Origin of the sequence: Laceyella sacchari (assembly GCF_004343255.1) — a bacterium.
Lineage (GTDB): Bacteria > Bacillota > Bacilli > Thermoactinomycetales > Thermoactinomycetaceae > Laceyella > Laceyella sacchari.
Genome location: NZ_SMDD01000001.1, coordinates 737,017 through 757,142, shown reverse-complemented (window position 1 = coordinate 757,142; position 20,126 = coordinate 737,017). Strand labels below are relative to the sequence as shown.

The following is a 20,126-nucleotide window of genomic DNA, read 5'->3' as shown; positions in this document are numbered from 1 at the left end:
TTATAGACCCCAGTCACGCAAATACCGGAAGTCGACACCCACCGTCCGGTTGCCCACCTTTAAGATTACGGGCATGGTGCGCTTGTACTGGTTTTGAATGATCCGTTTGCTTACTTTAGCGATGAATTCATCCTCAAACCCTTGGGCCCGCAATTGGTCCAACGTATAACGTTGATCCACCATATAGTGAAGCAAACAATCCACATCCAGGTAAGTAAAGCCCAATTCTCCTTCATCGGTCTGCTCTTCCCACAAGTCGGCGCTTGGTGGCTTGGCGATGATCTGCTCCGGCACTCCCAAATAGACCGCCAACTGACGCACCTGCGTCTTGTACAAATCCCCGATCGGGTTGACGGCGGAAGCGGCATCGCCAAATTGTGTGCCATATCCCAACAACAATTCCGTCCGGTTGCTCGTACCGATGACCAAGGCATTGTAATGGGCCGACAAATCATAAAGAATCGTCATCCGCTCGCGCGCCATTTTATTACCCCGACGTAGCGGTGTCGCATCTGGCATCATGTCAAAGTACGCATCGATCTGCGGCGTGATATCGATCGTGAGCGCCTCTACCCCGGTCGCCGTAATGGCCGCCTCAGCGTCTTCCAGACTGCTTGGACTGCTTGTCTTATAAGGCATTCTGACAGCAATCACATTCTCCGGGCCAAAGGCGCGCACGCTCAAGTAGAGGGACAAGGCCGAATCGATGCCGCCGGACAAGCCTAAAACCACTTTGTTGAAACCGGCTTTGGTCACCTCTTCGCGAAGGGCGGTCGTGAGCAACTCGGTGGTTAACTCTTCATTCAAACGCAGGAAAGGCGCTTGTTCCAACATATCGGCCACCATTTTCATAACCAAGTTCCCTCCCCGCTCCGTTTGCGTTTGATACGGGTCAATTCCCGCAAGCTGATGTCTACGTCTTCATCTCGTAACATTGGCATTTGGAAACGCGCTTTCCGCACTTTGTCCAAATCAAGGTCAGCGATGAGCAACTCCTCTTCAAACAGGGAAGCGCTCTTTTCCACTTTCCCGAACGGGTCCACGACAGCAGAACCTCCAAAGAAGGTTACACCGTCTTCCGTCCCCACACGGTTAGCGAACAATACGTAGCATCCATGCGCCATCGCTTGGGCTTGTAAAATGGCATGCCAAGCTTCTTGTGAACCCAAGCTCTCGCCGTGTGGTTGACGCGCAGGCGAATTGGAAGGGACAATCAGGATTTGCGCCCCGTCTTGGGCCAACAGATAAGCGGTGGAAGGATGCCAAGCATCTTCGCAGATTTGGATGCCCACTTGACCGAATCGGGTTGGAATGCTACGGATCATTTGACCCCGTCCAAAATAACGGGCCTCATCAAACATTCCATATGTAGGCAAATACACCTTCCGATACAGATAATGAAGGCTTTGTTGGGTGACGTATGCAGCGGAGTTGTACAAAATGTGCTCAGGGCTGTGTTCCACAAAGCCGAACACGAGATCCATCTCACCCGCTGCCTGAATCAATTGCTGAATGTCGGGGCTGAAAGGATCTCTAGCCATTTCGTAGGTCAAATCCATCAGATTGTACCCCGTCACACTCAGCTCAGGGAAGATCAAAAGATCCACCTGCTCCTCTCGGGCCCGGTGGATCATTTCCTCGTGCAATTCCAAATTAATATCCACTCGCCCCAAGCGTGGTTTGATCTGTGCAAGTCCTATTCTCATGCTTTGGCCTCCTCAGGCAAAAACAAGGCTATATAAAATCAATCTACATCATACCATAAGCTTTTCCATCTACCAATAGAATAGTTGTTTCGATTGTGATTTCCATTTGCTTCGGCATTCGGCTATTTTATGCAAGTACGGCAGGGAATATTTCATCCGGTACCCTCGTTTTTGCTCTGCCAAACCAATCGCTTCCCTCATGAATTCATTGGGGAAAGCGAGCAACACGGACAGGACTTTTTTTTCAAACGAAGACAGGAGGCGCTCTTTTTCATACTGAACCAAAAACATGCGCAACCATTCTTCCGACCATTCATTCTCTACCAAAATGCGTGAAACCATTTGCCACACATCACCAATCTGGGCATCGTATGACGCTGTTTCAAAATCAATCAACCAGACGCGCCCCGCTTTATCAACCATCCAATTGTGGCTGGCCAAATCGCGATGGCTTAGGGCGTGCAAGCGGCGCTCTTTCAATGAAAAGCGGGTCAGAGGAAGTTGACGCAATCGCTCCCAAGCCGCCAAACCATCAAGATAAAAATCCCGGCCGTGCGCCAAAAGAAGCTCTCGCAGGGGCGCTTCCAATTGATCCACCTTTTGGAGCACGCGGTAAAATTGATTTAAACGATCGGCAATCCGTTCGGACAAGAGAAAGGCCGCCTCATCTATCGGCGGCGTCATCAATCTCCGACCCAAACGATGGAAAATCGCCAATGTCTCAACCATTTTCTCGACATCTTCTCTAATGGAGTACCGGCCCGTCTTTCCTTCAATAAACGGCATGAACAACCATTCTCCGCCATCTGAGCGGATGGGTTGCATCGAAGTGAATCCCCTCAGGCGCAACTCATAATCTACTTGAACCCACCACCTGAGCCAAGTCGGATGCACATGTTTGGCGATCCACTTCTGATGATCCGTTTCGATACACCAATTTTTGCGATAAGGCTTCATCTGGTGTACGTTGCTATGTAGGACGGTTTCCACAAGGGATCGGTGGGGTTGTTTCATCGCTCCTTTCCTTTCTCTTCAAGCTAGTGTAGAAGAACTTTCTTTCAATTTGGCCGGATGTACTTGCGCCGCCTGCGGTTGATACCAAGCTTGGTATGCCGGTTTGCCCGGTTCAGGATCATGGGAAAGTGGCGAATTCGAGGAGGATGGGTCGTACATAGCATCACTCCCCACGCTTCCGCCGCCATCCACTTCCGTTTCCTCTTGAATCATCGGGTAAGCGGCCGAAGCAAGCGGTGCCTCTACGGGCACGTGTGCCTCATGTGTCGGTGGATAAAAGGCCGGATATGCCGGTTGATACGTTGAAGGATAAGCTACCGGATAGGGCGAAGGATATGCTGTCGGATAATAGGGGGCAGGCGAAAACGCAGGCCAATGCCCATAGACAATAGCGGGATAAGGCGGCATCGGCGGGGGATAATATCCCGGCGGCCCATCTTCCCATTCTCCTTCAAAGAACGAGGAATCCCAGGGTGATGAAGACCCCCATTGAAACACTTCCGGTTGCTGTATGTCGGGCACTTGGGGGGGTGTCGGCAGAGCGGCAAAAGGCGCACCCGTTTCTTCCCGCTCCTGTTCGACAACTGTCTCTCCCTCCTCCAAGCTGGGGGACGCGGCTTCTTCCCATGTTTTGCTTTGTTGCGTCGAAACCACCGGCACTTTGCCTGTGGGAATGCGTATTTTTTCGCCTGCTTTCAGTTCATCCGTATCCGCTAACGCCGGATTGGCTTCACGTATCCGTTCGATTGGAATGTTATACTTTTGAGCTAGTTGCCATATCGTATCGCCCGCGCGGGCAATATGGATTTTCATGAAACAACCCCCTTATCTATGGTTTGTTAATTTTAACCTATGCGCCAATTGGCGCGATCTTGCTTAGCAAACATTGAAACATTCGGTTTCCTGCCATTTTTTTTGACTCTGATTCAATTTAAAATAAAAAGCAAAACCGTGGTGGAAGAGAGGCACACCTATGCGCAATAGAAAAAAATTCTATCAACTCTTTCTATATGCCCTGGCCGTGTGTTCTTTTGTCTTGCTCGGCGCCGGATTCACGATGGCAGTAGATGCATTGATTCGCCCCGGCAAGAGCAATATCACCGGCCAACTTGCGGTACAAACAGACGCTCCGCCAGCCACTGACAACATGTTATTAGGGTTGGGCGACTCGTTGACCCGGGGCATTGGGGACAGCAATGGACAAGGCTATTTCGGCTTGGTCAAACAAAAACTGCATGCCAAACATAATCGACTCAGCGCCATCAACTTAAGCGTCAGCGGCCAGACTTCAACCCAATTGGCTGAGCAAGTGAAAAAGGCCCGCACCAAGCGGTTAATTCAACAAGCCCGTTGGGTAGTTATGACAATTGGTGGAAACGATCTGTTTCGAAGCACCGACCGTTTGCAACAACTTAACCCAAAGGAAATCGAGCAAGCCCGAATTCGTTACGAGCAGAATCTGCGAGCCATCCTGAGCGACGTGAAAGGTGCTAATCCGCATGCGACCGTTTTCTTATTCGGATTGTACAACCCTTTTGGCGACGTAAACATCCAAGGCGCCGACGAGCATGTGCTCAAGTGGAACGAGTCTATCACCCAGATCGCCCAATCTTTCAATGGCGTTGTCGTCATTCCGACATTTGATTTATTCCAACTATCACCTGGGCAGTATTTGTACAGGGACCACTTCCATCCAAATGGAGAGGGATACCAAAGAATGGCAGACCGCCTGCTACAGATCATTTCCGATCAGCCAAGAGAGGGGAAAACAGCCAATGAAAACGAATCATGATATCGTACTCTCTGTTGAAGACTTGGGCAAAAAAATCGGCAAACGCGAGATTGTCCGCCACATTTCCTTTGATGTCAAAGAAGGGGAGATTTTCGGTTTCCTCGGTCCGAACGGTGCGGGTAAAACCACGACAATCCGCATGCTCGTCGGTTTGATCAAACCGACTTCGGGCACAGTTCGCATCTGCGGACACTCGCTCAGCGCAGACTTTATGAATGCCATTCGCCATGTTGGTTGTATCGTGGAAAATCCTGAACTTTATCCCTACCTTTCCGGGCGGGAAAATCTGGAGCATTTCGCTCGCATGCTTCCCGACATCCCTTCTGAGCGCATTGACGAAGTCGTGGATTTGGTTGAATTGACCTCCCGCATCGATGACCTGGTCAAAACCTATTCCTTGGGCATGCGACAACGTTTGGGCATTGCACAAGCACTGTTGGGCAACCCAAAGTTGCTCATTTTGGACGAGCCTACCAATGGTCTTGATCCAGCGGGCATTCGCGAATTGCGCATGTTCATCCGCCGTCTCGCCAAGGAAAAAGGCATCAGCGTGTTCATCTCCAGCCATATCTTGCATGAAGTACAACTGATGTGCGACCGGGTAGCTATCATCAATCAAGGTACCATCGTCCAGACGGCAGCCGTTCAAGACATGATGCAACAGGAAACCCTGGTGGAATGGGAGCTGCAACCGGCAACAGACGGCCGGGATCGGTTGGGACAACTCCCCTATGTCTCTCGAGTCGAACTGCGTGAGCCATCCAAAGTCATCGCACAAATGCCGCGGGACAAAATCGCCGAAGCTAACGCCCATCTCACCGGCGGGGATATCCAAGTCTCAGGAATACGCACGCACCAACCGACACTCGAAGATATTTTCCTTGAGCTGACAGGAGGTCCCGCCCATGACGAAACTCATTTATAACGAAATGGTTAAGATGATCCGCAAGAAACGGCTGTGGGTTATCGCCCTTATCTTATTGGTATTGATCCCGATCTTCACTTATGCGCAATATCGAACAACCGAAAACGCAATCAAACAATTGGGCACTTCCAATTGGCGCGCTATCTTGCAACAGCAAATCGTCGATCAACAAAACCGCTTAGCCTCGGCCCGCGTTCCAGAAGAATGGAAAAGTTACATCAAGCTCAGCATCCAACAAAACCAATATTACCTTGATCACGACATCAATCCCGCCGCACCGGGGGCTCCCACTTTTGTCCGCAAGTTCACTGAAGACGCCGTCTCATTGTTTTTCCCATTGCTGGTCGTGATTCTGGCGGCGGATATCGTCTCCTCGGAGCATGCTGGCGGCACCATCAAACTTCTGCTCACCCGTCCGGTAGCGCGTTGGAAGATTTTGCTCAGCAAATACATCACTTTGCTCTTCAGCGTGTCATATATGCTGATCTTAACGATTGTGTTTGGTTATCTGCTCTCCGGCATCATTTTTGGCTATGACGGCTGGACACTCCAAGTCATGATTGGCTTCAACCAACAGGGGGAGCACCTCAATGTGGATCATGTGCAACTGATCCCGCAATGGAAATATATTTTGATGGCTTATGGCTTGGCTTGGTTTTCCTGCATCACGGTGGCCACCATCTCATTTATGGTGTCCGTGCTGGTTAAAAACACCGCCTCCAGCATGGGAATCATGTTGGCAGCGGTCATCTCCGGCAGTATCTTGTCACAGTTTGCCCCCAACTGGAGCGCACTGAAGTATTTGGCATTCACGCATCTCAATTTGACCGAATATCTGGAAGGGCAACCGCTCATGCTGGACAATGTCACTCTTCCGTTTTCATTGGCCGTTTTAACGGCGTGGTCGGTTGTTTCCCTCATCATCGCCTTCGTGACGTTTTCCAAACGGGATGTACTGGCATAATGCTGTTTCTCTCTAAATCCGCGGCAAACGGCAACCTCGGCAATAAAAAAGCACCTGCCCTCAGGTGCAGAAGGCTACTGGCAATCAAACTGTGCCAGTAGCCTTTTTAATTGGTGAAGCATTCTCCACCGCTGGATGTGCTCTACTTGGAACATACCAGCTTCCGCGAGACGCTTAATTTCGCAGGGCCGTTTGGCGTTCTCGATAGTAATGATACGGGAACGACCCCAACACCCGCACTTTGCAACCAAGGGCGGTAACTTCCTCAATCGCTCCCTGCAACAGCACATGCCGGATCGGCAACTCCGCTTCGATCAGAAAAAAATAATTGCCCAACCCCGTCTTGGTTGGACGCGATTCAATACGACATAAGTTGATCTTGCGCCAAGAAAAAGCGGCCAAAACTTGGTATAACGCCCCGGGATAATCTGCCGGCAAAGTGACCTGCAAACAGGTTTTGTGTTTGCCGTCCACATCTTCAACCGCAAACGCGGGCCGCCCCACCGCCCAGAACCGGGTGAAATTGTTGGGCTGATCCTGAACCTCTGCTTGACGAACTTGCAGTTGATGGCATTCCGCTGCTTGTGTGGTACCAATCGCCAACCATTTTTCATCAGCTCGTTCTCCAACTTTGGCCGCGGCCAAGGCGGTACTGTCAGTATGAACGAATGTCACACCTGGGATCAGCTTGCGCACTGTGTGATAACATTGGGCAATCGCTTGAGGATGAGACAAAACATGCGTAAATTCAGACAGTTTCGTCGCGGCTTGATTTGGGTGCGCCAACAAACAGTGGGAAATGGGGTAGATCAGCTCCCGCCATATCGGCAAATCGACATGATGCACAAGATGATCCAAAGTCATGTGGACAGAGCCTTCTAACGCGTTTTCGATCGGCACCACGGCCACGTCCGCTTTTTTCTCCGCCACAGCCTGCAAGGTGTCGACAATCGTGGGATACGGTTCCAACTGCACTGAATGCCCTTCGAAGAGCGAGCTGGCGGCGGCATGCGTAAACGTTCCGATCGGACCCAAATAAGCCACTTTGTTATTCATCACACTTTCATCCCTTCGTCTTTTTCCCCCGTTCCGACTACGAGCGCCCGTCGCACACCGCTTAATTCACGCAACCCGGCAAGCACTTCTTCAAAGGCTTCCACTTGCGAAGTGTCAATGGACATCGACACATTGGCTTCCCCTTGAAGAGGAATGGTTTGATGAATCGTCAGGATATTGGCGCGAGCCTGAGCTAAAAAAACAAGCACGCTTGATAAAACCCCTGCGATATCGGCCAAAGTGAGCGACAATGTGATGATTTTTTCTTTCACCATGGCGTTGAAGGGGAATACATGATCCTTGTATTTATAAAATGAACTGCGGCTCAGCCCTACTCGTTTGACCGCCTCCTGCACATTGCCTACTTCGCCCGCCGACAGCATTCGCTTCACTTCTAATGTCTTTTGCATCGCTTCCGGCAATGTGTCTAAACGCACCAACACAAATGGTTCACTGCCCATCCCGTCACGTTCCTCCATCAATCCAACCTAATTGTAATATTGCGCACATTTTACCCTTTGAAAGCGCTATCAATCAAGTTTTTTTTGCTTTTTATTCCATGCAAACGCCAAAAATGGGCTTTAGTAAAAAACAGCCCCCATTTTCAAACGGGAGCTGTCTACGCTTATTCCTTTGTCACCAGCTTTAAAGGCACGGGTATTTTTGCAGCGGTTTTCTTTTTCTGCAAGACGTCGGCCGCTGCTTTCACACCTGCTTTGCCAATCGCTTCCGGTTGTTGTGCCACGGTAGCGGCAAGCTTACCCGCTTTCACGGCATTCAGGGCATCCGCATTGCCATCAAACCCGACCACCAAAATCTCTTTTCCAGCGCTTTCAATCGCTTCGATCGCCCCCAACGCCATTTCATCATTATGGGCGAACACCGCTTGGATGTCGGGATTTCCTTGCAAGATGTTTTCCATGACCGTCAATCCTTTGGTGCGATCAAAATTTGCGGATTGCTTGGCCACCACATTGAGCGAGGTATCGGCAACCTGATGAAACCCGCTTCCGCGCTCCCGTGTTGCCGAAGCACCTGGCACCCCTTCCAATTCAGCCACTTTCGCACCCTTGCCCAACTGCTGGACAATATATTCAGCAGCCATTTTTCCACCTTTGACATTGTCAGAAGCGACAAAAGTGGCCACCGTTCCTTTATCTGCAGAACGGTCAAGCGTCACCACCGGCACCCCAAGATTATTGGCCGATTGCACCGCTGTCGAGATGGCCGATGAGTCCGTCGGGTTGACGAGCAACGCGTCGATTCCCTGTTGTAGCAAATCTTCCACATCGTTGATTTGTTTGGATGTGTCATTCTGCGCATCCACCACAATCACTTCCATTCCCTTCGCACGGGCCTCTTGTTGGACTCCGTTTTTGAGAGACACAAAAAATGGGTTGTTCAGCGTGGACACGGACAATCCGATTTTAACGTCGGCCAAGTTCTTTTTTTCCGCCGGCTTGGCCCAGTCCGGAGGTGTCAATGAACATGCTTGCAATAGCAGAAAAGAGAAAGCGATGATAGACAGAGCCGCTTTTTTCAATGTGAACCCTCCTATGCCGTTTTTTTGCGGTCAAGCCAAACAGCAATCAGAATTACGATCCCCTTGATGACCATTTGATAAAAGGAAGATACTCCCAACAAATTAAGGCCATTGTTCAATGTACCGATAATCAAGGCACCGATGAGCGTGCCAATAATGCGTCCACGGCCACCTGACAAGCTGGTGCCTCCCAGAACAACAGCCGCGATCGCATCCAGCTCATAAGAGGTACCTCCGGTCGGTTGCGCCGAATTCAGGCGGGAAGTCAGGATCGCCCCCGCCAGAGCGGATAACGTACCGGCCAAGGAGTAGATGATCACTTTCACGCGCGACACGTGAATCCCTGAGATGATTGCTGCTTTTTCATTCCCACCGATGGCGTAAGTTTGGCGGCCAAACGGCGTGCGGTGGAGAAGCAACCACAATACCGCGAAAGAGATGAGCATGGTGATCGCGGGAACAGGAATGCCTAAGAAGTATCCGCGCCCAAACAATTGGAACCAAATATTATCCCCAAGCCCCGTGATGGGGTTGCCATCGGTGTAAACGAAAGTCAAGCCGCGGTAAATCGTCATCGTGGCCAAGGTCGCGATGAAGGGGGCCATTTTCCCCTTTGTCACCAGCAAACCGTTGACCATACCCAGTACTGCCCCGATCAGGCAACTGAGCAAAATAGCAAGAATCGGGTCCACGCCAGACACAATCATGCCGGACATGAGCACACTGGACAATGCCAAAATAGAACCCACGGACAAGTCAATGCCCCCCGTCAAAATGACAAAGGTCATACCAAATGCGATCAAGGCATTGATGGCTACTTGTCGCAACAGATTTAAAATGTTCAATGGAGCCAAAAAGCCGGGGTTTAATACGGATACGATAATGACCAAGAAAGAAAGTCCCAACAACGGCCCCAATTTTTTGGCCAAATGCCCCGCTCGATCCATGCAATTGCCGCTAGCCTGTTCTCTCCTCGTTTGCATGTCACTGCCCTCCCGTTGCCAATGCCATGATTTTTTCTTGTGTAGCTTCCTGACCGCTCAACTCACCGCTAATCCTTCCCTCGCGCACCACCAGAATTCGATCGCTCATTCCCAAGATCTCTGGCAGTTCGGAGGAGACCATGATGATGGCCACACCGCGGTCCGTCAGCTCATTCATGAGTTGGTAGATCTCCCTTTTCGCTCCTATGTCAACTCCCCGTGTTGGTTCATCCAGGATGAGCACACGCGGTCCGATGCCGATCCATTTAGCGATGACGACTTTCTGTTGGTTGCCTCCAGAAAGGTGACCAGCCTTTGTTTCCGGTGATTCAGTTTTGATCATCAAGCGTTTGATAAGCATATCTACAAAAGCCAGCTCGCTATGTTGATCGATGAACCCCTTTGGTGCAAAACTACGCAGGCTGGGCAAGGATACGTTTTCCCGAATGGAAAAGTCCAAGGCTAGCCCCTCGCCTTTGCGGTCTTCGGTGATGAATCCAATCCCCAGGTTGACGGCTTGGCGCGGCGTTTGGATCGCTGTTTTCTGCCCATTGACCCATATTTCTCCGCTGTCCAACGGGAGCAAACCGAAAATGCCACGCATGATTTCCGTTCGTCCAGCACCCAATAAGCCTGCCACACCCAAAATTTCACCTGAACGGACGGAAAAGCTGACATCTTCAAACACACCGGCACGTGTGATTTCTTTCACTTCCAACACCGTTTCTCCCGGATGGGCATGGCGCTGCGGGAAACGCTCTGTCAATTCGCGTCCGACCATCTTCCGCACCACTTCATCCATACTGGTTTCCGGGATCGGTTTGCAATCAATGGTTTTGCCGTCTCTCATCACGGTGATCCGATCGCAAATCTGAAAAATTTCTTCCATGCGGTGGGAGATGTAAACAATGGAGACACCTTCTTGTTTCAGCCGGTTGATCACATCAAACAAGCTTTCTATTTCCCTCTCTGTCAAGGCCGCTGTCGGCTCGTCCATGATGATAACTTCGGCTTGGATCATCAGGGCTTTGGCGATTTCAATCATCTGTTGTTGTCCCACCGAACAAAGCCCCGCTTCCTGATCCAAAGGAATCGATACATTTAGCTTTTCAAACTGCCGCGCGGCTAACGATCTCATTTTTTTCACATCCAACAAGCCCAAGGACGTGCGCGGCTCTTTTCCCACAAACAGATTTTCTAATACCGTCATATCAGGCCAGATATTTAATTCTTGATGGATGAAAGCGATTCCATTTCGCTCGGCTTCTTTGGGATTGGAGAATGACGTCTTTCGCCCGTCAACTTCAATCGTCCCCCGGTCACAACGGTGCAGACCGGTCAAAATATTCATCAGGGTAGATTTGCCGGCACCGTTTTCCCCCATCAGCGCATGCACTTCCCCAGCCTTCAGTTCAAAGTCGACTCCCGTCAACACCTGATTTTTGCCAAACGCTTTATGAATGCCAGACATTTTGATGTGCATGATCCGCCACCCCTTTCTAGAAAATTGTACCCGCATGGGCGTCAGGCACCCATGCAGCATGTTTTGGGAATCGGCCTCCCTGAAGTCACAAACTTTCCTCTACTTCTTGCCTCGTTGGCATACCGCCTTGGGCGCCAAATTTCATCACCGATAGAGAAGCGGCCCGATTGGCGAAACGCAAGCTCGCAGCGATGCTTTTTCCCTCGGCCAGGGCTACCGCAAAAGCGGCATTAAATGTATCCCCCGCTCCCGTCGTGTCGACTGCCTTCACTGGATATGCGGGAACGGTCATTTCACGCGTTCCATCATGATAACGGACACCTTGCTTGCCCACAGTGATAAACAATTTGTTTGGATATTGTTTTAACGCCTCTTCCGTCGTCAACCCCGGAAACAGAATCTCCGTCTCATGTTCATTGGGGGTAAGATACGACGCCCGTGCAATCACCTCTTGGCTCACCTTTCGCGCCGGTGCCGGGTTTAATAGCAACGGGACACCGCTTGTATGACACACTTGACTTACGTATTCCACGGTTTCTTCCGGGATTTCTTGTTGGATCAACACCATATCTGCTTCATGGATGGGGTGAAGCGCTTGTTGCACATAGGATGGGGTGACCAAATCATTCGCCCCTTTAACAACAACAATACTATTATCTCCTTCTGCCAGCACAATGTGGGCCGTACCGCTCTCCATATGTGTAACCGGTTTCATAAACGATGTGCAAACACCGTTTTCCTCTAAATTTCGGATAATGATTTCTCCATAATGATCATCTCCTACACAACCGATCATGGTTACTTCCGCTCCCAACCGAGCGGCTGCCACCGCCTGATTCGCCCCTTTGCCACCGGGAACCGTCTTAAACGATTCTCCAAGCACCGTTTCGCCAGCGCCCGGCCTTTTGCTCGAGGTGACGACCAAATCCATTGAAGCGCTTCCAACCACAACAATCTTAACCACGCGCATCCACCTTTCTTGTCGTGAATCTCTCCACAAATGTCACCGGCATTAGCACATTTCTTTGATCTATCTTCTCTTTCTTTATGAGCTTGAGCAACAACCGGGCAGCTTCTTTCCCCATATCGTATGCGGGTTGTCTGATCGTGGACAACGGCGGGAACAGCAAGCCGCTCTGGGGAATGTCATCAAATCCAATGATTTGAAGTTCATCCGGTATACGTTTACCCAACCGCAACGCTTCATGCAAAATCGCGGTAGCCACGACGTCATTGCTGGCGATGATCCCATCTGTATCGGCGTATTTGGCAAACAGCTCGGCAGCCCATTGTGTGGCGTCTTGAAAGGAAAACGAATGGGTGTTCATCACGTAAAAGTCGACATTAGAGTTGCTCAACTCTTCCAGCGCACCCCGGAAACGGTCTTGCGCTGGTCGGATATGTTCTGGCCCTTTCAGCAATGTCACCCGTTTGCTGCCTCGCCTGATGATTTCACGCGCCGCAATTCTTCCCCCTTCCACCCCATCAGCATAGACGGAAGGATTCCCGTCCGGTGTGCGGTCAAGAAACACCATCGGGATGGGAAAACCTCGATAATCTGTCTTCCCCAACTGGTTTGTTGCCATAATGATGCCCATCACATGATTTTGCATAAATGTATTGATATAATGAAGCTCTTTTTCAGCATTTTCGTCACTGTTTCCAAATATCAAGTGGAAGCCGTGCTTCTGTAACTCATCTTCCACTCCGCGAGCCAACTGCGGAAAGAAGGGGTTGGTGATGTCTGGCAACAGGAGCCCAATCCATCTCGATTCGCCTTTGAACAAGGATCTGGCCACTTCGTTGGGGCTGTAATCCAATTGTTCTATCGCCTCAAGTACGCGTTTTCTCGTGTTTTCATGGACATAGCCCGTTTCATTCAATACGCGGGACACGGTGGCAACGGATACACCCGCTACTTTTGCCACATCCCTGATGGTAGCCAATGCTTTCCCCCCTTTTTCGGCCTCATGTAACCGGTTACATAAAAAATAACACAATCTCTTTCTAATGACAACTGTTTTCCATCCGTTGGTCCCTACTCACAACGGCCGTTTATGTTAAGATAGCATTACTGTATTAAAATAAAGGAGGCTCCACCATGCAAATTTCCGTACTTTTCGTCTGTTTAGGTAACATCTGCCGTTCTCCCATGGCGGAAGCCGTATTTCGTCACCTGGTGAGACAAGAAGGCTTGGAAAACAACATCCTCATCGATTCCGCGGGGACAGGAGACTGGCATGTTGGCGAACCGCCCCATCACGGAACGCGTAAAAAGCTGGATGAGATGAACATCTCCTACGAAGGTTTGCGCGCGCGCCAATTCAAAGCGGAAGACGTTGAGCGATTTACCTATATCATCGGGATGGATGACAACAATATCGCTGATATGAAGGCCATCTACAACCGCCATGCCGCCGGGACAGAGGGCTCCACTCGCAACTTGGACACATGCTTGCGCCGGTTTGTCGACTTCATCCCCGGTACTACTTACACCAAAGTGCCTGACCCGTGGTATACCGGCGATTTTGATGAAACTTACCGCTTGATCTCTAGCGGTTGCCGTCATTTGCTCACCCTTATCAAACAGGAGCACGGCTTGTAAACATCAACAGCCCCACGCATCCTCGCGTGGGGCTGATTTATATTGCCTTAGCTATACAGTTATAAATCGAGTTCATCATTAAACTCAAATTCCATTCCGCCGATGATGACGGTGTCCCCGTTTTCTGCACCGCGTTTACGCAGGGCGTCCTCCACTCCCAATGTCCGCAAAGTACGGGCAAATCGCAACACGCTGTCTTGGTATTGGAAGTTGGTTTTCTGCACTAGGCGCTCAATTCGTTCCCCTTCAACCACATACAACTCATTTTCCCGACGGATGGTGAAATCAGGCGCATCCGCCTCTGCTTTGTACACTTTCCGCTCCGCAGCAAACTGATGCTCCACCACCGGTGCTGGCGGTGTTTCCCGTTCTACTTTGTCCAACAAGTCAGCCGCTGCATACATCAATTCCTTCAGTCCTTGCCGCGTCGCGGCTGAGATCGGATAAATCGGAATGTCTGCGTCGAGTTGCTCCTTAAATAATTCCAATTGCTCTTCCGCCTCCGGCAAGTCCATCTTGTTTGCGGCGATAATTTGAGGCCGGTGTACCAAATCTTGCCGATACAACTTTAGCTCTTCGTTGATCTGCAAATAATCTTCATAGGGATCCCGTCCCTCCGAACCGGCCATGTCAATGACATGGATGATCACTTTGGTCCGCTCGATATGCCGCAAAAACTGATGCCCCAAGCCGACACCTTCGTGTGCACCTTCAATCAGGCCAGGCAAATCGGCGATCACAAAGCTACGTCCATCGTCAATGCGAACGACACCCAAGTTGGGCACCAAGGTGGTGAAATGATAGGCGGCAATTTTCGGTTTGGCGGCGGAAACAACCGAAAGCAAGGTGGATTTTCCCACACTGGGATACCCGACCAAGCCGATGTCCGCCAACACTTTTAATTCCAGTTCCACCCACCGTTCTTCACCCAAATCCCCATTTTCGGCAATTTCCGGAGCAGGGTTGACCGGCGTGGCAAAACGGATATTCCCCCGCCCTCCCTTTCCGCCACGGGCCACGATTGCGCGCTGGCCGTGTTCAACCAGATCCGCCAACAATTCACCTGTCTCCGCATCGCGAACCACGGTGCCCGGCGGTACTTTCACGACAAGATCGTCCGCTCCAGCCCCATGCTGTGATTTGGACCGTCCATTCTCACCGCGCTTGGCTTTAAAATGGCGTTGGTAACGGAAATCCATCAAGGTGCGCAACCCTTCTTCGACAACGAAGACTACATCGCCTCCTTTGCCTCCATCCCCACCGGCAGGTCCGCCATACGGAACGTATTTTTCACGGCGAAACGCCACCATTCCGTTACCGCCATCGCCGCCTTTCACATAAACTTTGACCTTATCTACAAACATGGTTCTGCCACCTTCCTGCACCTGTCTATTTCTTCTGCTCCGTCTTCAATTCCAGCTTCAATCCTTTGCCATGCGGCATGAGATTGCATGAACCTTTCCAGCGGCAAACGGTTCGTTGTAATTCTCTCCAATCCTCTGCCGAACCAAACAAAGTGACCGTATCATCCCCGTCCGCAGTCACTTCAACCTCCAAAACGACGTTGTCCATTTCCTGCATCAATGACAGGGTCACGCTTAAATAGTTTTTCTCATGCGCCAATTTCTTTTCCATCCATGCCAACACCGCATTCATCGCCGACAAAAGTTGCTTTTCATCTGCCTGGCTCATCGCCTTCATCTCTTCGCTCATGCTCACATGCAGATCCCAGTGTTTAAAACGGTGTTTCAGCGTCAATAAGGCCACTGCCAACGGCGCATATTGAAACTCCGACAGCATCCGCTCCTGTTTGGCTCGTTCTACCCACTGTTCCAAGTATGCCTTGATCCGGTCCATTTTGTTCAACATGATGTAACCCATCATCACTTGAATGTGATTTAAAGCGTCATGCCGCTCGTGGCTCAACAATCGTTTGATCCGTTCCGCTTCTTCTTCACATGCTTGTTTTTTAGCGTGTATGTATGAGAAACAGCCACTCCCCAACAGCGAAATCAGGGTGGCCAAAAAGAAAATGAGCTCCCCCGCCTTTCCAAATGGTTGCATGAACCAACCGCCCATGAGCAGGATGGTCAGCCAATGGGTTTTGAGCATTTGAAACAGGGTCCGCCCCAATGAAAATCTCTCCCATCTCGCTAGTTATCATTTAATTTCTTATTTTACATTACTTTGTGGGAAAATAAAAACCCCGGCAAGGTGCCAGGGCTTGTGGTTTCGCTTAACTATCCGATTAAGCTTGTGCTGCAGCTGCTTCTTTATCAGCTACAGGAATGATGCTTACACGCTTTTTGTCGCGACCAAAACGCTCAAAGCGTACTACACCATCTGCTTTTGCAAACAAGGTGTCGTCTCCACCACGGCCTACGTTCAGACCTGGGTAGATTTTGGTTCCGCGTTGGCGAACGAGGATGTTACCAGCCAATACGAATTGGCCATCTCCACGTTTTACGCCCAGACGTTTGGAAATGCTGTCACGACCGTTCTTTGTGGAACCTACACCTTTTTTAGATGCAAAACATTGCAGGTTAAGTTTTAACATGTTGTCCACCTCTTTTCATTTTCTTTTGCGTTCTTGTATTGTAACATATTTGGGAAACTCATCAGCCACATTTTTCAGTGAAACGGCCAAGGCTTCCAGCAACAAGTGAATCTTCCCCCGCGTCTCGGGGTCGCGCACTTCACGCGGCAGATGGCAATCTACTTTGCCATCCCCATCGCCGGCGCTGTGAACTTGCACACCAAACATCGTTTCGATGGCGTTCACCATCCCGATGGTGATCCCTGAAACCGCGGCGCAAACCAGGTCTTTTCCGTGTTCAGCGAAATTCGCATGCCCTTTGACCATGACTCGTTCCACTTGCCCAGCCGTGTTCCGCTCCACCAAAATCCGTATCATTAGCCCTCGATGCTTTCGATCACAACTTGGGTAAATGGCTGACGATGACCTTTTTTACGTTTGTAGTTTTTCTTTGGTTTATATTTAAACACGGTCACTTTTTTGCCTTTGCCGTGCTTAACTACTTTACCAACTACTTTGGCACCCTCAACTACAGGAGAGCCAACTTTGATTTCACCGTCTTTGTTCACGAGCAATACTTTGTCAAAAGTTACAGTTTCGCCTTCATTTGCATTCAGTTTCTCGATGTACAAGACACTGTTTTGCTCTACGCGGTATTGTTTACCACCGGTTTCGATTAAAGCGTACATCTACAATCCTCCTCTTGATAGAGACTCGCCACGATCAGGAAAGGCACAAGCCTTTTTGAGATCCTGTCATGTGCGGTAATGACAACAGAACTTATGTTAGCACACCTGCATGTTCTTGTCAAAAACTTTTCCGGTGGCAAGTATGCCCAATCCGCCTTGGCGTATGAATGGGCTGTCCCCATCCGCTCTTCGGCAACAACTCTTTTACTTTCAGATGGTGCAATCCTTTGTTTACACACGCGTCCAACAGCAGTTGCTCCGACACGCAACCCAGCACCCGGCCATGGCGATCACGCACTTCCCATTCGTGGACAGTTTCTTTGTACAGCTGTTTGACAGCCCCCTTCAAGGTGAGATCCCCCTGCACACTCCGTTTCCGCCTCCGACCGGCTGTTGGCGTGCGGTTGCCTGCGCGGCTCAACAAGAAGCGAATGTATTGGAAGTTTTTCTGCCGCCAAGCCATGATATTGGAGAATAGCAGAAATAAGGCAATACCGGCGAGGTGAATCCAAACCCCTGATTCCGGAAGGATAAAAGCACATGCCAACAAACATGCGGACAGCCCCATGCCCAACAGCAGGGTGAAAGTGATGCACTTCCGATAAGGGAAAAAATAACTCATGGTGGCCTGTAACACCTTGCCGCCGTCCAGCGGATAAATCGGCAACAAATTAAAACCGGCGATCATACAATTAGCCTGGATGAAATAACCCGTCCAATGCTCGCTCCAAAAACCGGCGCGATAAAAGAGCAGACTGAATAAGATCATAAACAAATGCTGAAAGGGACCGGCCAGCGCAACCACCACTTCATCCCGCGCTGGCGCCGTCCCCCATTCATCCACCCGCAACACGCCGCCGAAGGGAAGCAACTCCAGCGAACCAATCCGCCATCCCACTGCCCGAGCAGCAGCGAGATGGCCCAGTTCATGGACTAACACAACGACGAAGAGCGTCAATAATTCAATGAAGTAGCCTGTCCACACCCCTGAGCCAATCACCAGCCAAAACAGCGGATGGATCTGGAAGCGAACCCATTTGCTACCCGCCCTATTCAAGCGGTATCACACCCGCAGGATCGACGAATTGTTGCTTCTGTTTCAGCGCAAAGTAAAAATAAGCTTGTTCTTTCAGTTCCGGAACGGTTCCCAACGCTTGTCCCCGCTCGACCCGGTCCTCTGGCTTCACTTTGATTTCCTGCAACCAGCCGTACCATGTCTCATCTCCATTGGCATGTTCCACGATGACCAACTGCCCCATCCCTTTTTTCTCACCCGCAAATGTCACTTTCCCATCTCGGGCCGCTTTGACGGAAGCGCGGGGAGCAGTACGGAGGATCAGCCCTTTGCGTTTTTCATCAAACGGAAGCACCAATTCCCCCCGCACGGGAACGAGCCATGGCTCTTCCTGGGGCTGTGATGTGGATTTTTTGGGCATAAACGCCGGCAAAATCGCTGGCGAGCCACCCACATGCCGCTGATACCACTCCGAAATGCTGGCGAACGACGTTTCCTTGGTCAATGATTTGGTCAGCCAGGTTTGCACCGGTTGCATTGCTGGAGACTGGGATTGAAACACCAGGAAAGTTAGCACAAACAGCATCATGGCCAAAATCAACTGTGTCTGTAGTTTCTTAGACCCTTTGTTAGCAACCCGCTGTTTCCAAGCGGGCTGATTCCACGGGGCAAGATCGGGGTTCGGCTGTTCTTTGTAAAAATCAAACTCGCTTCCCCAGACGCGTTCAGCCGGCAACCCTTTTTTCAACCACCGCATCTGTTCTTTTCGCCGCTTTTTATGCTGGAACGACCAATCATTGCGCATAGTCATCACCTGTTTGCCCGATTTTTGCAAGCACCTGTCGTCGCGCGAGCCAATGTCTGGCGCTCACGCTTGTCCCCCATCGTTGCACTAAAACGCGCGCTGGCCAGATTGATGGTGCCTGTAACAAGATATGAACGGTCAAGCGATGATATGCAAAAAGCAAAAAAGGAATGGTTCCACCTATGGAACCATTCCTTGCACTGTCACGCGAATCCTAACCATCGTTTCATCCGCATGACCACACTCTGTTCCTTGTCCAGTGCCATCAGCGGTACCATCTCGCCCTGGATGCGGCGAGCGATATTGCGGTAAGCTTTGGCGGCAAGGTTTTTGTTGTCAAAGCTGATCGGCTCGCCTAGATTACCGGAGCGGATCACTTGTTCATCATCTGGCACGACGCCCAGCAGATCAATGGCCAGCACCGCCACCACTTCATCCACATCCATCATGCCTCCGTCCCGTACCATCTGTTTGCGCATGCGATTAATAACTAGCTTGGGCGGGGCGATCTCTTCTTTCTCAAGCAACCCGATCACCCGGTCAGCATCGCGAATCGCGGCGTTTTCCGGGATGGTCACGACGATCGCTTGGTCTGCACCAGCCACGGCATTCTTAAATCCATTTTCAATGCCTGCCGGGCAGTCGATGATGACGTAGTCAAACTGCTCTTTCAACTCCGCCACCAACCAGCGCAACTGATTGCTTGACACGGCTGTCTTATCTTTCGTTTGCGCCGCTGGAAGCAAATACAGCTCTTCACAACGCTTATCCCTGATCAATGCTTGCTCTATGCGGCACGTTTTTTCAATCACATCAACCAAATCATAAATAATGCGATTCTCCAAACCCATCAACACGTCGAGATTGCGAAGACCGATATCCGTATCGACCAAACATACCTTTTTGCCGGTCAAAGCGAGCGCGGTCCCAATATTGACTGAAGTGGTGGACTTGCCCACGCCCCCTTTTCCGGACGTTACAACGATACTTTCCCCCATCCATAACCTCCG

General features: G+C 50.5%; 23 protein-coding genes. 4 read left to right on the top strand and 19 right to left on the bottom strand.

What is annotated here, in order from left to right; translation table 11 throughout:
* The 4 genes from EDC32_RS03625 to EDC32_RS03610 all read right to left on the bottom strand — a co-directional run bounded on the left by EDC32_RS03625 (window position 1) and on the right by EDC32_RS03610 (window position 3,533).
* Window positions 1-852: an NAD+ synthase gene (locus EDC32_RS03625; RefSeq protein ID WP_246026833.1), complete on the bottom strand. Its 852-nt coding sequence runs from the start codon at window positions 850-852 to the stop codon at window positions 1-3.
* Window positions 849-1,706: a nitrilase-related carbon-nitrogen hydrolase gene (locus EDC32_RS03620; RefSeq protein WP_022736072.1), complete on the bottom strand. Its 858-nt coding sequence runs from the start codon at window positions 1,704-1,706 to the stop codon at window positions 849-851. Before EDC32_RS03620 ends, EDC32_RS03625 begins: the two co-directional genes overlap by 4 nt.
* Before the next feature lie 69 nt (window positions 1,707-1,775).
* Window positions 1,776-2,720, bottom strand: coding sequence for a phosphotransferase (locus tag EDC32_RS03615; RefSeq protein ID WP_132220052.1), 945 nt, complete (start codon window positions 2,718-2,720; stop codon window positions 1,776-1,778).
* Between the two features lie 18 nt (window positions 2,721-2,738).
* Window positions 2,739-3,533, bottom strand: a complete 795-nt coding sequence (locus tag EDC32_RS03610) for a LysM peptidoglycan-binding domain-containing protein (protein WP_132220051.1) — start codon at window positions 3,531-3,533, stop codon at window positions 2,739-2,741.
* 160 nt (window positions 3,534-3,693) lie between these two features.
* On the opposite strand from EDC32_RS03610, the gene EDC32_RS03605 reads away from it, so the two are divergent.
* Genes EDC32_RS03605 through EDC32_RS03595 form a run of 3 tightly spaced genes read left to right on the top strand, consistent with a single transcriptional unit; the run spans window position 3,694 to window position 6,401 of the window.
* Window positions 3,694-4,512, top strand: a complete 819-nt coding sequence (locus EDC32_RS03605) for a GDSL-type esterase/lipase family protein (protein ID WP_132220050.1) — start codon at window positions 3,694-3,696, stop codon at window positions 4,510-4,512.
* Window positions 4,496-5,437, top strand: coding sequence for an ABC transporter ATP-binding protein (locus tag EDC32_RS03600; protein ID WP_132220049.1), 942 nt, complete (start codon window positions 4,496-4,498; stop codon window positions 5,435-5,437). The genes EDC32_RS03605 and EDC32_RS03600 overlap by 17 nt, the downstream gene beginning before the upstream one ends.
* On the top strand, window positions 5,418-6,401 hold the full coding sequence (locus EDC32_RS03595; RefSeq protein ID WP_132220048.1) for an ABC transporter permease: 984 nt from the start codon (window positions 5,418-5,420) through the stop codon (window positions 6,399-6,401). Before EDC32_RS03600 ends, EDC32_RS03595 begins: the two co-directional genes overlap by 20 nt.
* Before the next feature lie 174 nt (window positions 6,402-6,575).
* Here EDC32_RS03595 and pheA read toward each other — a convergent pair whose 3' ends face one another.
* From pheA to EDC32_RS03560, 7 genes are all read right to left on the bottom strand, one after another.
* Window positions 6,576-7,457, bottom strand: a complete 882-nt coding sequence (pheA, locus tag EDC32_RS03590) for a prephenate dehydratase (RefSeq protein WP_132220047.1) — start codon at window positions 7,455-7,457, stop codon at window positions 6,576-6,578.
* The gene (locus tag EDC32_RS03585) at window positions 7,457-7,918 is read right to left on the bottom strand and encodes an ACT domain-containing protein (RefSeq protein WP_029071772.1); all 462 of its coding nucleotides are present in this window, start codon (window positions 7,916-7,918) and stop codon (window positions 7,457-7,459) included. Before EDC32_RS03585 ends, pheA begins: the two co-directional genes overlap by 1 nt.
* A gap of 164 nt (window positions 7,919-8,082) precedes the next feature.
* A complete protein-coding gene (gene rbsB, locus EDC32_RS03580; RefSeq protein WP_132220046.1) occupies window positions 8,083-9,000 on the bottom strand; it encodes a ribose ABC transporter substrate-binding protein RbsB in 918 nt (305 codons plus the stop codon).
* An 11-nt stretch (window positions 9,001-9,011) separates the two neighbouring features.
* On the bottom strand, window positions 9,012-9,947 hold the full coding sequence (gene rbsC / locus EDC32_RS03575; protein ID WP_375163197.1) for a ribose ABC transporter permease RbsC: 936 nt from the start codon (window positions 9,945-9,947) through the stop codon (window positions 9,012-9,014).
* 37 nt (window positions 9,948-9,984) lie between these two features.
* Entirely contained in the window at window positions 9,985-11,466 is a 1,482-nt protein-coding gene (locus EDC32_RS03570; protein ID WP_132220044.1) for a sugar ABC transporter ATP-binding protein, read from the bottom strand.
* A gap of 85 nt (window positions 11,467-11,551) precedes the next feature.
* Complete coding sequence (gene rbsK, locus EDC32_RS03565; protein WP_132220043.1) at window positions 11,552-12,430, bottom strand: ribokinase; 879 nt, start codon at window positions 12,428-12,430, stop codon at window positions 11,552-11,554.
* Window positions 12,423-13,412: a LacI family DNA-binding transcriptional regulator gene (locus EDC32_RS03560; RefSeq protein WP_132220042.1), complete on the bottom strand. Its 990-nt coding sequence runs from the start codon at window positions 13,410-13,412 to the stop codon at window positions 12,423-12,425. The genes rbsK and EDC32_RS03560 overlap by 8 nt, the downstream gene beginning before the upstream one ends.
* Window positions 13,413-13,567: 155 nt before the next feature.
* Between EDC32_RS03560 and EDC32_RS03555 the strand changes: the two genes are divergently transcribed.
* Complete coding sequence (locus EDC32_RS03555) at window positions 13,568-14,071, top strand: low molecular weight protein-tyrosine-phosphatase (protein ID WP_132220041.1); 504 nt, start codon at window positions 13,568-13,570, stop codon at window positions 14,069-14,071.
* 59 nt (window positions 14,072-14,130) lie between these two features.
* Here the strand turns inward: EDC32_RS03555 and obgE are convergent, their stop codons facing one another.
* From obgE to minD, 8 genes are all read right to left on the bottom strand, one after another.
* Window positions 14,131-15,435, bottom strand: a complete 1,305-nt coding sequence (gene obgE / locus EDC32_RS03550; RefSeq protein WP_132220040.1) for a GTPase ObgE — start codon at window positions 15,433-15,435, stop codon at window positions 14,131-14,133.
* A 25-nt stretch (window positions 15,436-15,460) separates the two neighbouring features.
* Window positions 15,461-16,204, bottom strand: coding sequence for a Spo0B domain-containing protein (locus EDC32_RS03545; protein ID WP_132220039.1), 744 nt, complete (start codon window positions 16,202-16,204; stop codon window positions 15,461-15,463).
* 115 nt (window positions 16,205-16,319) lie between these two features.
* Complete coding sequence (rpmA, locus tag EDC32_RS03540) at window positions 16,320-16,628, bottom strand: 50S ribosomal protein L27 (RefSeq protein WP_022736056.1); 309 nt, start codon at window positions 16,626-16,628, stop codon at window positions 16,320-16,322.
* 15 nt (window positions 16,629-16,643) lie between these two features.
* On the bottom strand, window positions 16,644-16,985 hold the full coding sequence (locus EDC32_RS03535; protein ID WP_132220038.1) for a ribosomal-processing cysteine protease Prp: 342 nt from the start codon (window positions 16,983-16,985) through the stop codon (window positions 16,644-16,646).
* Entirely contained in the window at window positions 16,985-17,296 is a 312-nt protein-coding gene (gene rplU, locus EDC32_RS03530) for a 50S ribosomal protein L21 (RefSeq protein ID WP_022736054.1), read from the bottom strand. The genes EDC32_RS03535 and rplU overlap by 1 nt, the downstream gene beginning before the upstream one ends.
* A gap of 118 nt (window positions 17,297-17,414) precedes the next feature.
* Window positions 17,415-18,353, bottom strand: a complete 939-nt coding sequence (locus tag EDC32_RS03525) for a M50 family metallopeptidase (RefSeq protein ID WP_132220037.1) — start codon at window positions 18,351-18,353, stop codon at window positions 17,415-17,417.
* Window positions 18,346-19,116 carry a M23 family metallopeptidase gene (locus EDC32_RS03520; protein WP_158283215.1) on the bottom strand — a complete coding sequence of 257 codons (771 nt, stop codon included), beginning with the start codon at window positions 19,114-19,116 and terminating at the stop codon, window positions 18,346-18,348. The genes EDC32_RS03525 and EDC32_RS03520 overlap by 8 nt, the downstream gene beginning before the upstream one ends.
* Window positions 19,117-19,319: 203 nt before the next feature.
* Window positions 19,320-20,114: a septum site-determining protein MinD gene (gene minD, locus EDC32_RS03515; RefSeq protein ID WP_022736051.1), complete on the bottom strand. Its 795-nt coding sequence runs from the start codon at window positions 20,112-20,114 to the stop codon at window positions 19,320-19,322.
* Window positions 20,115-20,126 lie beyond the last annotated feature (12 nt).